The organism is Devosia sp. ZB163 (assembly GCF_028613635.1).
Lineage (GTDB): Bacteria > Pseudomonadota > Alphaproteobacteria > Rhizobiales > Devosiaceae > Devosia_A.
In genome coordinates this window covers 420,899-433,950 of sequence record NZ_JAQRMY010000004.1, presented here as the reverse complement: position 1 = coordinate 433,950, position 13,052 = coordinate 420,899, and the positions used below count along the sequence as shown (strand labels likewise).

The 13,052-nt window shown below is 65.4% G+C and carries 14 protein-coding genes; 7 read left to right on the top strand and 7 right to left on the bottom strand.

The genetic code is table 11. The features are described from left to right. The first annotated feature begins 1 nt into the window (after nucleotide 1). The 5 genes from PRN20_RS20370 to PRN20_RS20350 all read left to right on the top strand — a co-directional run bounded on the left by PRN20_RS20370 (nucleotide 2) and on the right by PRN20_RS20350 (nucleotide 4,442). Nucleotides 2–763, top strand: coding sequence for a glycerophosphodiester phosphodiesterase family protein (locus tag PRN20_RS20370; protein ID WP_273959469.1), 762 nt, complete (start codon nucleotides 2–4; stop codon nucleotides 761–763). Continuing rightward, nucleotides 756–1,922: a GNAT family N-acetyltransferase gene (locus PRN20_RS20365; protein WP_273959468.1), complete on the top strand. Its 1,167-nt coding sequence runs from the start codon at nucleotides 756–758 to the stop codon at nucleotides 1,920–1,922. The genes PRN20_RS20370 and PRN20_RS20365 overlap by 8 nt, the downstream gene beginning before the upstream one ends. 144 nt (nucleotides 1,923–2,066) lie before the next feature. Beyond that, nucleotides 2,067–3,395 (top strand): glycosyltransferase, encoded by a 1,329-nt coding sequence (locus tag PRN20_RS20360; protein ID WP_273959467.1) that lies wholly within the window; start codon nucleotides 2,067–2,069, stop codon nucleotides 3,393–3,395. Beyond that, entirely contained in the window at nucleotides 3,392–3,814 is a 423-nt protein-coding gene (locus tag PRN20_RS20355; protein ID WP_273959466.1) for an HIT family protein, read from the top strand. Before PRN20_RS20360 ends, PRN20_RS20355 begins: the two co-directional genes overlap by 4 nt. Nucleotide 3,815: 1 nt before the next feature. After that, nucleotides 3,816–4,442 carry a YoaK family protein gene (locus PRN20_RS20350; protein ID WP_273959465.1) on the top strand — a complete coding sequence of 209 codons (627 nt, stop codon included), beginning with the start codon at nucleotides 3,816–3,818 and terminating at the stop codon, nucleotides 4,440–4,442. On the opposite strand, the gene PRN20_RS20345 is transcribed toward PRN20_RS20350, so the two are convergent. The 3 genes from PRN20_RS20345 to clpS form a co-directional block, all read right to left on the bottom strand. Further along, a complete protein-coding gene (locus PRN20_RS20345) occupies nucleotides 4,439–5,179 on the bottom strand; it encodes an SDR family oxidoreductase (RefSeq protein ID WP_273959464.1) in 741 nt (246 codons plus the stop codon). The two genes, PRN20_RS20350 and PRN20_RS20345, sit on opposite strands and share 4 nt — an antisense overlap. Nucleotides 5,180–5,243: 64 nt before the next feature. Beyond that, nucleotides 5,244–7,619: an ATP-dependent Clp protease ATP-binding subunit ClpA gene (clpA, locus tag PRN20_RS20340; RefSeq protein WP_337956272.1), complete on the bottom strand. Its 2,376-nt coding sequence runs from the start codon at nucleotides 7,617–7,619 to the stop codon at nucleotides 5,244–5,246. A gap of 10 nt (nucleotides 7,620–7,629) precedes the next feature. Beyond that, complete coding sequence (gene clpS / locus PRN20_RS20335) at nucleotides 7,630–8,031, bottom strand: ATP-dependent Clp protease adapter ClpS (protein WP_273959463.1); 402 nt, start codon at nucleotides 8,029–8,031, stop codon at nucleotides 7,630–7,632. A 292-nt stretch (nucleotides 8,032–8,323) separates the two neighbouring features. Here clpS and PRN20_RS20330 point away from each other — a divergent pair, with 292 nt between their 5' ends. Beyond that, nucleotides 8,324–9,991, top strand: coding sequence for a serine hydrolase (locus tag PRN20_RS20330; protein WP_273959462.1), 1,668 nt, complete (start codon nucleotides 8,324–8,326; stop codon nucleotides 9,989–9,991). Nucleotides 9,992–10,048: 57 nt separating this feature from the next. Beyond that, nucleotides 10,049–10,327: a hypothetical protein gene (locus PRN20_RS20325; protein WP_273959461.1), complete on the top strand. Its 279-nt coding sequence runs from the start codon at nucleotides 10,049–10,051 to the stop codon at nucleotides 10,325–10,327. A gap of 1 nt (nucleotide 10,328) precedes the next feature. On the opposite strand, the gene PRN20_RS20320 is transcribed toward PRN20_RS20325, so the two are convergent. The 4 genes from PRN20_RS20320 to PRN20_RS20305 form a co-directional block, all read right to left on the bottom strand. Beyond that, nucleotides 10,329–11,231, bottom strand: a complete 903-nt coding sequence (locus tag PRN20_RS20320; protein WP_273959460.1) for a division plane positioning ATPase MipZ — start codon at nucleotides 11,229–11,231, stop codon at nucleotides 10,329–10,331. A gap of 144 nt (nucleotides 11,232–11,375) precedes the next feature. Continuing rightward, nucleotides 11,376–11,720: a DUF4180 domain-containing protein gene (locus PRN20_RS20315; protein WP_273959459.1), complete on the bottom strand. Its 345-nt coding sequence runs from the start codon at nucleotides 11,718–11,720 to the stop codon at nucleotides 11,376–11,378. Further along, entirely contained in the window at nucleotides 11,720–12,151 is a 432-nt protein-coding gene (locus tag PRN20_RS20310) for a DUF1489 family protein (protein ID WP_273959458.1), read from the bottom strand. The genes PRN20_RS20315 and PRN20_RS20310 overlap by 1 nt, the downstream gene beginning before the upstream one ends. Then, nucleotides 12,148–12,825, bottom strand: a complete 678-nt coding sequence (locus tag PRN20_RS20305; RefSeq protein ID WP_273959457.1) for a glutathione S-transferase family protein — start codon at nucleotides 12,823–12,825, stop codon at nucleotides 12,148–12,150. The genes PRN20_RS20310 and PRN20_RS20305 overlap by 4 nt, the downstream gene beginning before the upstream one ends. Between the last annotated feature and the right edge of the window lie 227 nt (nucleotides 12,826–13,052).

The window sequence follows — 13,052 nt, the reverse complement described above, 5'->3', positions numbered from 1 at the left end:
CATGTGCGCCAAACCCGTTTTCGATCGTCCCATCGCCCATCGTGGCCTGCATGACCGCGGGCGCGGGATCATCGAGAATACCGCCAGCGCCTTCGCCGCCGCGATCGAAAAGGGCTACGCCATCGAATGCGATGTGCAGCTCAGCCGCGACGGCATCCCGATGATCTTCCATGACGATGATCTCGACCGGCTGACCGGGGTCGAAGGCCCGGTCAACGCGCGCACCATGGCCGAGCTCGCGAGCTACAAGCTGCTCGACAGCGCCGCAGGCGACACCCCGCAGCGCTTCACCGAGTTCCTTGCCCAGATCGGCGGCCGCGCCCTGCTCCAGATCGAGCTCAAGCAGCAGCCGAACCAGGCAGCCACCGAAGTTCTCGCCCAGACCGTCATGGATGCGCTCAAGGGCTATCGCGGCCCGGTGACCATCGAATCCTTCGATCCCAAACTCCTGATCGAAGTCAGGAAGCGCGGGGCCACGATGCCTCTTGGCATCGTCACCTATGGCTACGACGAGCCCGACTGGGACAATCACCTATCCGACAGCACCAAATTCGTGCTGCGCCACCTGCTCCACTATCCGATGAGCCGGTTCGATTTCATCTCGTGCCGCGAGGTTTCGCTCGATCTGCCGGCCGTGCGCCTGTTTCGCTCTCTCGGCGTTCCGGTCACCGCCTGGACGATCAAGACGCCGGCGGCGGCAATGGCCGTCATCGGCAGGGCCGACCAGATCGTTTTCGAGGGGTTCGAACCACCAAGTGCCTGACAGCCCGCTCAGCGCCAGCATTGTCGGCTCCATCGCGGAGATCCCCGCGGAGGTGTGGAACGGGTTGGCGCCAAGCCACGACGGCGTCGTCGATAACCCTTTCCTCGACCACGCCTTCCTGCTGGCGCTCGAGCAGTCCGGCTCGGCTTCCAACCGCACGGGCTGGCAACCGCAGCACCTCGTCCTCAGCAACGCGTCCGACGATATCCTCGGCGTCATGCCGCTCTACCTGAAGTCGCATTCCCAGGGCGAATACGTGTTCGATCACGGCTGGGCCGACGCCTTCCAGCGCGCCGGCGGCGACTACTATCCTAAGCTCCAGTGCTCGGTGCCCTTCACCCCCGTTACCGGGCCGCGCTTCCTCGCCCGCGACGAGCCCAGCCGCACCGCCCTCCTCCGCACCGCCGAGATGCTGGCGACGCGCAACAACGTGTCCTCGATCCACGCGACCTTCGTTACCGAGGCCGATGCCGAGCTCGCGCGGTCGTCCGGCTGGCTCGTTCGCCACGACACGCAATATCATTGGCACAACAATGGCTTTGCGACCTTCGAAGAATTCCTCGAAACCCTGTCATCTCGTCACCGCAAGGTTACCCGACGAGAACGCCGCGATGCATTGACCGCCGAAGGCCTGACCGTGAAGTGGCTGACCGGCTCGGACCTGACGGAGGCGGTCTGGGACCAGTTTTTCGAATTCTACCAGGATACCGGCAGCCGCAAGTGGGGACGCCCCTATCTCAACCGGCGCTTCTTCTCCCTGCTCTCGGCCGCCATGGCCAATCGTGTCCTGCTGATGTTCGCCTATGACGGCGACGAGCCGATCGCCGGCACGTTCAGCCTCATCGGCCACGACCGCCTCTACGGCCGCTACTGGGGCGCCACCCGCAACGTGCCCTTCCTCCATTTCGAGCTCTGCTACTATCAGGCCATCGACTACGCCATCGCGCACAAGCTCGCTGTCGCCGAAGCCGGCGCGCAGGGTGAGCACAAGCTGGCGCGCGGCTACGAGCCGACCCTCACACGCTCAGTCCACTGGATCGGCCACCCCGGCCTGCGCGACGCCATTGCCCGCTTCGTCGCCCAGGAGCGGACCTCCGTGGCCCGCGAACAGGAGCAGTTGGAGCGCTATACTCCCTTCAGACATGGGGAGCGCCAGTAGCATGCCTGTTGCACCGCGCCCGTGGGTGTGGTTCCAAGGCAGCTGACTTTACGCAACCAACCTCGACGCGGTATTTTCCCGCCTCAGCGAGGCCATACTCCCCCGACAAGGAGTGGGCCTGCCGAGGCGGCGGACGGAGACGGCATGAGCAAGCGCATCGCGATCGCAGCGATTGGAACGATGGGTGACGTACAACCCTTCGTTGCGCTGGCTCTCACGTTGATGAAGCGCGGCCACTCCGTGGTGCTCTGCGCCACCAGCGACTTCGAGACCTTCGTTCGCGGTCAGGGCGTTGAGTTCGCGACCCTCGGCAGCGACATCCAGGCCTTCATGCGCCAGAGTCAGTTCGACCTCGTGATGTCGAAGAACTCGCTGCTCTACGCGCCCAAGCTGTTGCGCGATGGCCAGAAGATCATGAAGGAAGCCTGCCGGCGCCTCTGGGCCACCGCCCAGGATGTCGACTGCATTATCTTCCACCAGACCACGAACTTCGCGGTCGATGTCGCCGAAGCCCTCGACATCCCGGCCATCATGACGGCCTTCCAGCCGATCAATCCGACCGGTGAGTTCCCCTATTTCGGCTACGAGGGCCCTGCCCCGGAACCGCTGTTCAACCGCATCAGCCTCGATCCGCTGTTCAACCGGTTGAGCTACGTGGTCCAGGCCGCCCACCAGAGCTACTACGACTTCCCGCGCGACCGCATGCGCGCCAAGCTCCTCGGCCTCAGGAGCCGCAAGCGCTCCGGCTTTTCGAAGAACTCCCGCGGCGAGCCGATCCCGGCCCTGCACGCCTATTCCCGTACCATCTCCCCGCCGCCCGGCGACTGGCCGGAGACCACCACGGTCACCGGCTTCTGGCGGCTCGACGACAGCACCGGTTGGGAACCCGACGCGAACTTCAGGCGCTTCCTCGATAGCGGCGACGCCCCCATCTATCTCGGCTTCGGCTCGATGCCCTGGGGCGCCCAGCGCAATACCGAGATCGTCACCCGCGCCCTGCGCGAATGGGGCGGCCGCGCCGTCGTCGGCAAGGGCTGGGGCGGCATCAAGGCCGAGGACCTGCCCGACACCGTCTACGTGATCGATAAGGCCCCCCACACCAAGCTCTTCCCGCTGATGAAGGCCCTCGTCCACCACGGCGGCGCCGGAACGACCTATGCCGGCCTCTTTGCCGGGCGGCCGACCTTCGTCGTCCCCCACTTCTTCGATCAGCCCTACTGGGGCCGTCGCGTCTACGAACTGGGCTGCGGACCCGCGCCGGTCAAGCTGCGCAAGCTGACCCCGGGCATCCTCGCCTCGGCGCTCGAGGAACTCTCGACCGATCCCTCCTTCGAGATCGCCGCCACCGAGCTGCGCGATCGGCTCGTGCTCGAGGACGGCACCGGGCTCGCGGCCGATATCGTCGAGGAGACGATCGAGACCTACCCCGGCAACTACTATTCCGACGACCAGGAGATGGGAGAAGCTTCGTGACCGCGTATGACCCGGGCAATATCTTCGGCAAGATCATCCGCGGCGAGATCCCCGCACACAAGGTCTACGAGGACGCCGACGTCTTCGTGATGATGGACATCTTCCCCCAGTCCAAGGGGCACACGCTCATCATCCCCAAGGCGCCGTCGCGTAACCTCTTGGATGCCGATCCGGCGGTGCTGGTCAAGGCCATCCCGCATGTTCAGCGCGTCGCCAAGGCCGCCCAGAAGGCGCTCCAGCCCGACGGCATCCGTGTGGTCCAGTTCAACGAGGCGCCCGCCGGCCAGTCGGTGTTCCACCTCCACTTCCACGTCATCCCCATCTACGAGGGCGTGGAACTCGGCCGGCACGGTCAGGGCAAGGCCGACGACGCCGAGCTCGCCGAGCAGGCCAAGGCCATCGCTGCCGCGCTCGCCTGACGTGACGCCCGTCCCGCAGCTCAGCCTCGGCTTGCTGCTCACCGCCGCCGCCGGGATGATCGACGTCGTCGGCTTCATCGAGCTGGGCGGCTTCTACACCTCGTTCATGAGCGGCAACACCACGCAGCTCGGCGCCGGGCTGGCGCATCTGGGGCCGGCCCTCGCGCTGCCTGCCGGACTCATCGTCATGTTCGTGGTGGGCAGCTTCCTCGGCAGCCTCGTCGGCGGCAGCACCGACCGGCGCCGTTCGATGGGTGTGCTGGCGCTGGTGCTCGCCGGCCTCGGCATCACGCTGGCGCTCAGCGGGCTCGGGTTCTCCGCCGCGCAGGCCATGCTGGCGCTGGCAACCGCAGCCGGTGCGCAGAACGCCATCATGTCGCCACGCGGTGCCGTCCGCCTCGGCGCGACCTTCGTCACCGGCACACTGTTCGCCGTCGGCCAGGATCTCGCCCGCACAGTGCGCGGCGAAGCGCCGCCGCTGCGCTGGCTCCAGCACCTGCTGGTCTGGCTGGCGCTGCTGCTCGGCGCCCTTGTCGGCGGCGTCGCCTATGGCGCCTGGCACCTCTGGGCCCTCGCCCTGCCTGCCACGATCTACGCCGCCTTCTTTGTCGGCCTCGCGCTCCGCTAGCTCAAGAACTCAGTCCGGGCCCGTTCGATCACCAGCGAGCGGATCGCCACGTTCCGCGGCTGGCCGAGGACGAACAGGATCGAGTCCACCACGTCCTTGTCGCTCAGCGCATCCTCGATGCCGCGCGGGTGGTCCCAACTCTCCTCGAGGGGCGAGGTGTCCTCGATATGCCCGGGATAGACCGAGGTGACGCGCACGCTCGTGCCCGCCATTTCCTCGGTCAGCGCCTGCACGAAGCCGTTCTGGGCGTGCTTGGCGGCCACGAACGGTACGGACGAGCCGCGCATCCGCGCATAGGGCAGCCCGCTCATCGACACCACGGTATGGATATCCGCCTCCGGCCGTTTCAGCAGCAGCGGCAGCATCCGGCGCGTCAGTGCCATGGTGCCGGTCACCGTGGAGTCGACGACGGCGGCGATCTGCGCGTCGGTCATTGCCGTGTAGGCGCCGCCTACCCACTGCGAGCCGGAGTTGACGAGGATATCGAGCTCGGGATGCACCGTGGCGATCTTGCTCGCCGCGCCGGTCACCGACAGCGGGTCGGCCAGGTCGCAGACGAAGGCGTCGGGGCGCTTCCCCGTTCGCTGCTCGATCGCATCGGCCACCGCGCCGATGCCGGCCGTATTGCGTCCCAGCAGCAGCGGGATCATGCCGCGGTCCGCTGCGACAATCGCCAGCGCTGCGCCCAGCCCGCGCGCCGCGCCGGTGATGGCAATCGTCTTGCCCTCTAGTCTCATTTCATTCCCCCCAAGAAAAAGGCCGGGATCGCTCCCGGCCTTGCATAAGTCCCTGCATGGGATCTCAGCTTTTCTCTTCCGCCGGCTTGTCGGCGGCCTTGGCCTTCTTGGCCCCACCCTTGGGGCCGGTGATGGCCTTGGGGCGCGCCGGCCGCGGCGGCACCGAGATCAGCTCGAGCTTCGCGTCGGGACCGACGCCCACAACGGCCACCGTCACCGAACCGCCATTCTGCAGCTCGCCGAACAGCACCTGGTCGGCCAGCGGCTTCTTGACGTGTTCCTGGATCACGCGGCCCAGCGGACGCGCGCCCATGCGCTCGTCGTAGCCGCGGATCGCCAGCCACTCGGCGGCTTCCGGGGTCAGCTCGATCGTCACGCCGCGTTCGGCCAGCTGGCCTTCGAGCTGCAGGACGAACTTCTCGACCACGCGACGGACAACTGCCGGCGGCAGCGGACCGAAGGAGATGATCGCGTCGAGCCGGTTGCGGAACTCCGGCGTGAACATCCGGTTGACCGCTTCCTCGTCGTCACCCTGCTCGCGCTTCCGGCCGAAGCCGATTGGCGACTTCTGCAGTTCCATCGCGCCGACGTTGGACGTCATGATCAGGATCACGTTGCGGAAGTCGACCGACTTGCCGTTGTGGTCCGTCAGCTTGCCGTGGTCCATCACCTGCAACAGGATGTTGAACAGGTCCGGATGAGCCTTCTCGATCTCGTCGAGCAGCACCACGCAGTGCGGATGCTGGTCCACGCCATCGGTGAGCAGGCCACCCTGGTCGAACCCGACATAGCCGGGAGGCGCGCCGATCAGGCGGCTGACCGTGTGCCGCTCCATGTACTCCGACATGTCGAAGCGCAGGAGCTCCACACCCAGCGTATCCGCCAGTTGCTTTGCCACCTCGGTCTTGCCGACGCCGGTCGGGCCGGTGAACAGGTACGAGCCGATCGGCTTTTCCGGTTCGCGGAGGCCCGCACGCGCCAGCTTGATCGCCGAACTGAGGGCCGTGATCGCCGCATCCTGGCCGAACACCACGGTCTTGAGATTGTTCTCAAGGTTGGCGAGCAGCTCGGAATCCGACTTCGACACCGACTTGGGCGGAATCCGCGCCATGGTCGCGATGGTGTTCTCGATGTCGCTCACGTCGATGGTGGTCTTGCGCTGGTCAGGCGTGAGCAGCATCTGGCTGGCGCCCGTCTCGTCGATCACGTCGATCGCCTTGTCCGGGAGCTTGCGGTCGTTGATGTACCGCGCGCTCAGTTCCACCGCGGCCTTGAGGGCATCATCGGTGTACTTGAGCTTGTGGTAGTCCTCGAAGTACGGGCGCAGGCCCTTCACGATCTCGATGGCGTCCGGAATGGTCGGCTCGGCCACGTCGATCTTCTGGAAGCGGCGCACGAGTGCCCGGTCCTTCTCGAAGAACTGGCGGTATTCCTTGTAGGTCGTCGAGCCGATGCAGCGGATGTTGCCCGAAGCCAGGGCCGGCTTCAGCAGGTTCGAAGCATCGAGCGCGCCGCCCGAAGTGGCGCCGGCGCCGATCACGGTGTGGATCTCGTCGATGAACAGGATCGCGTCCGGGTGCTTCTCGAGCTCCTTCATCACGGCCTTGAGCCGCTCTTCGAAGTCGCCGCGATAGCGGGTGCCGGCAAGCAGCGAGCCCATGTCGAGCGCGTAGATCACCGACTCGCGCAGCACCTCGGGGACATCGCCCTCGACGATCTTGCGGGCCAGGCCCTCGGCGATCGCGGTCTTGCCCACGCCCGCGTCCCCGACATAGAGCGGGTTGTTCTTCGAACGCCGGCAAAGGATCTGGATGGTGCGGCGCAGCTCGGAGTCGCGGCCGATCAGCGGATCGATCTTGCCCGCCCGGGCCTTCTCGTTGAGGTTGACGCAGAAGTCGGCGAGGGCCGAGTTCTGCCCGTTGCCGGCGCGCTCGCCCTCCTCGCCCTGGCCGTGCCCGGTCGGGCTCTCGGCGCCACGAACGCGGCGCTCCTCGCTCGGACCCGACTTGGTGATGCCGTGGGAGATGAAGTTGACCGCGTCGAGCCGCGTCATGTCCTGCTGCTCGAGGAAGTAGGCGGCATGGCTCTCGCGCTCGGCGAAGATCGCGACGAGCACGTTGGCACCAGTAACCTCCTCCTTGCCGGAGGACTGCACATGGATGACGGCGCGCTGGATCACGCGCTGGAAGGCAGCGGTCGGCCGCGCGTCCTGCCCGTTGGGCACGACGAGGCTGTCGAGCTCCTCGTTGATGAAGTCCTCGAGATCCGACTTCAGCGCCTCGATATCGACGTCGCAGCCGGTCAGCACCGCGATGGTGTCGCGGTCGTCGGTGAGGGCCAGCAACAGGTGCTCGAGGGTGGCGAACTCATGGGCACGCTCACGCGCCAGGTTCATCGCCTGATGGAGGGCCTTCTCAAGTCCGCGGGAGAAAGAGGGCATATGTCCGTTCCTATTGCTTTTCCATCACGCACTGAAGCGGGTGCTGGTTCTTGCGAGCCGCGTCCATGACCCTGGTGACCTTCGTCTCGGCCACCTCGAAGGGGTACACGCCACATTCGCCGACGCCCTGATTGTGGACGTGAAGCATGATGCGCATGGCCTCTTCGCGGGTCTTGTTGAACACGTCCTGCAGTACCAGGACGACGAACTCCATGGGGGTGTAGTCGTCGTTGAGCAGCAACACCCGATAGAGGCTGGGCCGCTTGCTCCTGGTCTTCGGCTTCGCGATGGTCGCCGTATCTTGCTTGCTTCCACCGGACCCTTGCCGGTTGTCGCCCTCATCGCCCGCTCCCCGGGGGGAAACGCTGGATGCACCTCTCGGCGCGGTCTCCAGTTCGATGGCGGCACGCATGGCTCGGGTCTGGGTGAGATCGGTTCGAAGCAGCATGGTAAGGGCCATTATGTAGGGATAGTGACCCGCTTGTTAAGTGGCCTGATACCTAAACTTTGGAGCAGGTACCCCGCCCCCGGCCCCGTTAACCAAGTGCCCGCCAACGCTCCGCATTTTACGAAAAGGTAACATCGGCGCCATAATGTCCCATTTAGTATGACGCATGTCGGGCCCGGTATTGGGAGAGGCCCGCTACCGCTAGTTGTGTCTTGAGTACGGGTGCCTCGGCGCCCGAGTGTAGTTGGAGTACCGGGTGCTTTCACCGAAGCATTATTCCCTGATGCGAGGCCACATTCTCCGTCTCGCAACCGCCCTGCTTGTGGCCTTCGCCCTGCTGTTACCGGCAGTTTCGACGGCTGACGCAGCCTCTGTTCCCCGCAAGTACGCAGGCATTGTCCTCGACGCGAAATCCGGCAAGGTGCTCTACGAGAGTTCCGCCGATGCTGCGCGTTACCCCGCATCCGTCACCAAGGTGATGACCCTCTACGTCCTGTTTCAGGAGCTCGAGGCGGGTAACATTTCGTTGAAGACCAAGTTCAAGGTCTCCAAGTACGCCGCTTCCGCCGTGCCGACCAAACTCGGCGTTAAGGCCGGCTCAACCATCACTGTCGAGAACGCCATCAAGGCGATGGTCACGATCTCGGCCAACGACATCGCACGCGTCATCGCCGAGAACATCTCAGGCTCCGAGAGCGCGTTTGCCCAGCGCATGACCTCGACGGCCAAGGCGCTCGGCATGGCCAGCACCACTTACAAGAACGCCTCTGGTCTGCCCAATCCGGGCCAGGTGACGACGGTTCGCGACCAGGCCATCCTCGGCGTCGCCGTCTACCAGCACTTCCCCAAGTACTACGAGTACTTCCAGACCAAGTCGTTCTCCTACGGCAAGCGCACGTACGGGAACCACAACCGTCTCCTCGGCTCCAACGGCGTCGACGGCATCAAGACCGGCTACACCAATGCCTCGGGCTTCAACCTGCTGACGGCTGCCCGCTCGGGCGGTCGCCACATCGTCGTGGCCGGCTTCGGCTTCGACAAGTCCGGTTCGCGCGACGCCAAGGTCCGCGAACTCGTCAAGACCTACCTGCCCAAGGGGCGCTCCGGCGGCTATCTCGATGTCGCCATGATCCCGCAGCCGGGCCGCAAGGGCTCGACCGTCATGGTCGCGTCCACCGATCCCGTTCCGGTGATGCCGGCCCCCTACCCGTCCTTCCGCCTCGCCAGTGCAAGCGTCACCGCACGCCTGCAGCCGGTCGAAGCAGCCCAGCAGCCCGAAGACATCACGGTTGCGGCAGTCAACTCCGCCGCCCCGATGCCGAGCACGCGTCCGGCCGACCTTGGCTTCGACGAGGCCGTGCAGGCTGCACAGTCGCTTGCCGCGGCGCCGACCACTGCCAGCGTCATGCCGCAGAACGACCGTCCGCTCGACGTCATCGGCGCCTGGCTGAGCGACACCTTCTCGCTTGGTGCTGCCCCTGCTCCGCTCGGACAGACGGCGCCGTCCGCTCCGCTGCTGCCGCCGGTCGGCATCGGCGACCAGGGCGAACCCATCGATCTGATGACCTCGGGCAGCACCGCTGTCGCCGCGACGCCCGTCGAGGCGCAGCCGGCACCGGAGCCGCTGGCCGTCGCTTCGGCATCTCCGACGCCGGGGCTGACGCCCGTGCAGGAGCCTGCTGGTGGCTGGATCGTCCAGATCGGAGCCGCTCCTACCGAGTCCGGCGCGAACACTCTCATCACCGATGCCTCGTCCAAAGTCGGCGGCCTCGGCGGGTTCAGTCCCTATGTCGAGCGCTTCGAAAAGAACGGGCAGACGTTCTTCCGCGCTCGATTTCGAGGATTTGATGACCGCGAAACAGCATCTGATATCTGCAACGCGATGAAAAACGCTAAGATGAGCTGCCTAGCGATGCAATCCTGAGCACGTAGAGCAGCCGCCCAGGGAAGCGAATTTGTGGCCCGTGTTGGAGTAGCCCAAATGAGCGAAGTGTCTAGTCTGACTGAACTGGCCCGATTTGTTGGTCAGTCGAGCTTTGTGTCCGAAGATGTGGCCGTCCGCCGCCAGGCGGTCAACGCCATGGTCGCCCGGATCAATCCAGCCCTGCGACGCCGGGGCGTAACCGATATGCTGGGAGTGGTCATGGCGCTGAGCGCCCGTACCCGCCGCATGTTGATGCCGCATGTCGAGGTCGATCTCGACGTCTTCGGTCCCGATGGGGCCCGAGCCGTCCGGGTAACGCTGCCGCGGCGCGCCTGAGCTACTCGCCGGCCATGTGCTCGAACTTGGTCGGCCCCGAAGCACTCGCCGCCAGCGCTTTCTCGCCTGCGATGCGGGCCTTGGCGTGTTCGCTGACCGGCAGCCGCAACGCGTCCACCAGCGCACGATACTCCTGCCTGGCGCTCAGGTGAGACATCGACGGCAGGCCGCCCAGCATCTCCTCGTCGAGCGGGTCGAACACCGTCATGCCGGTCGGGAACAGCGACCGGAACACGACCCGCTCCGCGATCCCCTCGGCGACCCGGCATCCAAGCCGCACGGCGATCTTCTCTATCGCCCCCTGCACCACCTTGGTCGATCGCGACGGCAGCATCGAGATGCGGTTGCGCACGATCACCCAGTCGATGGTGCGCCCGTCGATCGACAGCCGTTCCGTCCGTGCCCGCTGCACCAGCCGGGCATAGTGGCTCATCTCCCGCGGATCGCCCGTCACCGGGTCCACATGGGCCATCACGTCCAGGTCGATGATGGAGTCGTTGAGCGGCGTGATCAGGGTATCCGCCAGCGAGTGGGCGAGCCGGGTGAGGTGCGTATCGAAGCCCGGCGTATCGACGATAAGGAAGTCGGCGCCCCCCTCCACCTCGATGATCGCCTGCCGGAAGAGGTCGAACTCGACCCGCTGGTTTTCCTTCACCGAGTCCGACTTGGAGAGCGGCAGGTGGTAGTGGGTCGCGTGTGGCAGCGTGAGGTCGTGCGCCTGCGCCCAGTTGCGGCGGTTACGCACATACTGCGTCAGGGTCTGCTGACGGCTGTCCACGTCGATCGAGGCGACGCGAAAGCCCTGGTACATAAGGAAGACGGCGAGGTGAAACGCCGTCGTCGATTTACCCGAGCCGCCCTTTTCATTGCCGACGACAATGACATGCGTCCCCGTCCTACCCATGGTCCATCCTCTTCGTACCCCGAGTCCGACGCCCCCTCGGGACACGAGCTAACCAGCCCTGCCCCGAAAGAATGGCGGGATCGCCGGGACGGTTTCAAGAGGGGATTGTTGACCTCAATCTATCGTTAACCACTGGACGCGGCGTCAAAGCCGCGCTTCAAGCGCCGCGCTGTCCGGCAGGAACAGCATCTGCCCGCGCTTGTTGGTCTCGTACACGAAATCCCTAAGTGACGGACTCTCATGGGTGAATCGCGAGATATCGCCAACTATGGCAACGCGAAGCCCGTAGTTCTGGAACTTCTGCAGCGCCGCCCCCGCAAGCCCGCTGCTCAGCCAGAAGAAATCGTCAGCCATCCGCTCCACCTCGAGCACGACCAGGTCGATGTCGAGCCCGTACGTGGCGCCGATCGCATCGAGCGCGTCGGACTCCGACGTGATCGCCCCGTCGTAGAAGCCGACGGTCGTTCCCTTGATTGTCTCGACCCTCATCAGATCAGCCCCAGTCTCGCGAGTTCCTCAGCCAGCTCCGGCGAGCCGCCTTCATCAAATCCGGCATGGGTCATGTCGGCAGGCGCATCCTTCGGGTCGAGGTACCGCCAGCCCTGGAACGGCGACTTCGGCCGCGGGATGGTGCGGACCATGTCGGGCGCCATGATGATGTCGCAACACTTGAGCCCCTGCTCGTCCACCGCCTCGGCGAGCCTGAGGATCGGCTGGCGGCAGCGGACCACGCCGGCGATCACCCAGTAGATCGATCCCTGCCCTTCGATCTCGTCGCGGCGCTTGGGCATCGTGCGCGTGCGATGGACGTGTACGTCCTCGCCATAATCCGCACCCCACCAGTGGGCCCGCTCGCTGCGGTAGCCCTCGAGTTCCTCCAGCGTCGATACCCCGACGCAGAGCTTGATCATATGCATCATGCGTTGCCGGCTGCGTCCCGCTTGGCGCGGATGATGTCGATCTCATCCTGTTCCACGATCCACGGCTCCTTCACCGCCTCGGCGAACCACTCCTGGAACGCCGGCACGGCATAGATCGCCTCGACATATTCCTGGGCGAGGTCAGTGACCGGTAGCTCGTAGGTCCGGATGCGCGTCGCCACCGGTGCAAACATGGCATCGGCGGCGTTGAACGATCCGAACAGGTACGGCCCGCCGGAGCGCGACAGCAGCTCGCCCCACAGCCGCTCGATGCGCTTGAGGTCGTCCGCGACCTCGTCGACATCCACCTTGCCCGGATGCGAGCCCCTGAGGTTCATCGGCGCGTTGTTGCGCAGCGCCGTGAACCCGCCATGCATCTCTGCCGCGGCCGCCCGGGCCAGCGCCCGCTCGACGCGGTTGGAGGGCCAGATGCCCTTGGCCGGGTACTTGTCGTGCAAATACTCGATGATGGCGATCGTTTCCGGCACCACGACGTCCCCGTCGATCAGTACCGGCACCTTGCCGCTCGGCGACTTCCGGCGGAGATTCTCCTGCCAGCCCTCGCCGCTGAGCAGCGCCATCTCCTCGTCGAACGGGATACCGAAGTGCTTGAGCACGAGCCAGGCGCGTAGCGACCAGCTCGAATAATTGCGATTGGCGAAGATCAGCTTCATGGGGAGCCTCAATGCGGAAGGGCGCCGAGTGGCCCGGCGCCCTTCCAAACTCTCTACTATCGCAGGACCTTCAGGTCCAGTTGCGCTCCGTCCTAGGCGCCGGCAACGATAGTGAACACGAGTGACATTGCCAGCAAACAGACGAGTGTCCAGGACACCGTCGGAAGTGCGGAACGCCACCATTCGGTCTTTGACTGGCCTCTCATCAAAGTTCCTTCCTGCCGTTC

Bases quoted from the DNA above. Each gene is read 5' to 3' on its own strand.
- PRN20_RS20370 (WP_273959469.1), top strand. From the start codon at position 2: ATGTGCGCCAAACCCGTTTTCGATCGTCCCATCGCCCATCGTGGCCTG.
- PRN20_RS20360 (WP_273959467.1), top strand. From the start codon at position 2,067: ATGAGCAAGCGCATCGCGATCGCAGCGATTGGAACGATGGGTGACGTA.
- PRN20_RS20345 (WP_273959464.1), bottom strand. From the start codon at position 5,179: ATGAGACTAGAGGGCAAGACGATTGCCATCACCGGCGCGGCGCGCGGG.
- clpA (WP_337956272.1), bottom strand. From the start codon at position 7,619: ATGCCCTCTTTCTCCCGCGGACTTGAGAAGGCCCTCCATCAGGCGATG.
- clpS (WP_273959463.1), bottom strand. From the start codon at position 8,031: ATGCGTGCCGCCATCGAACTGGAGACCGCGCCGAGAGGTGCATCCAGC.
- PRN20_RS20325 (WP_273959461.1), top strand. From the start codon at position 10,049: ATGAGCGAAGTGTCTAGTCTGACTGAACTGGCCCGATTTGTTGGTCAG.
- PRN20_RS20320 (WP_273959460.1), bottom strand. From the start codon at position 11,231: ATGGGTAGGACGGGGACGCATGTCATTGTCGTCGGCAATGAAAAGGGC.
- PRN20_RS20315 (WP_273959459.1), bottom strand. From the start codon at position 11,720: ATGAGGGTCGAGACAATCAAGGGAACGACCGTCGGCTTCTACGACGGG.
- PRN20_RS20310 (WP_273959458.1), bottom strand. From the start codon at position 12,151: ATGATGCATATGATCAAGCTCTGCGTCGGGGTATCGACGCTGGAGGAA.
- PRN20_RS20305 (WP_273959457.1), bottom strand. From the start codon at position 12,825: ATGAAGCTGATCTTCGCCAATCGCAATTATTCGAGCTGGTCGCTACGC.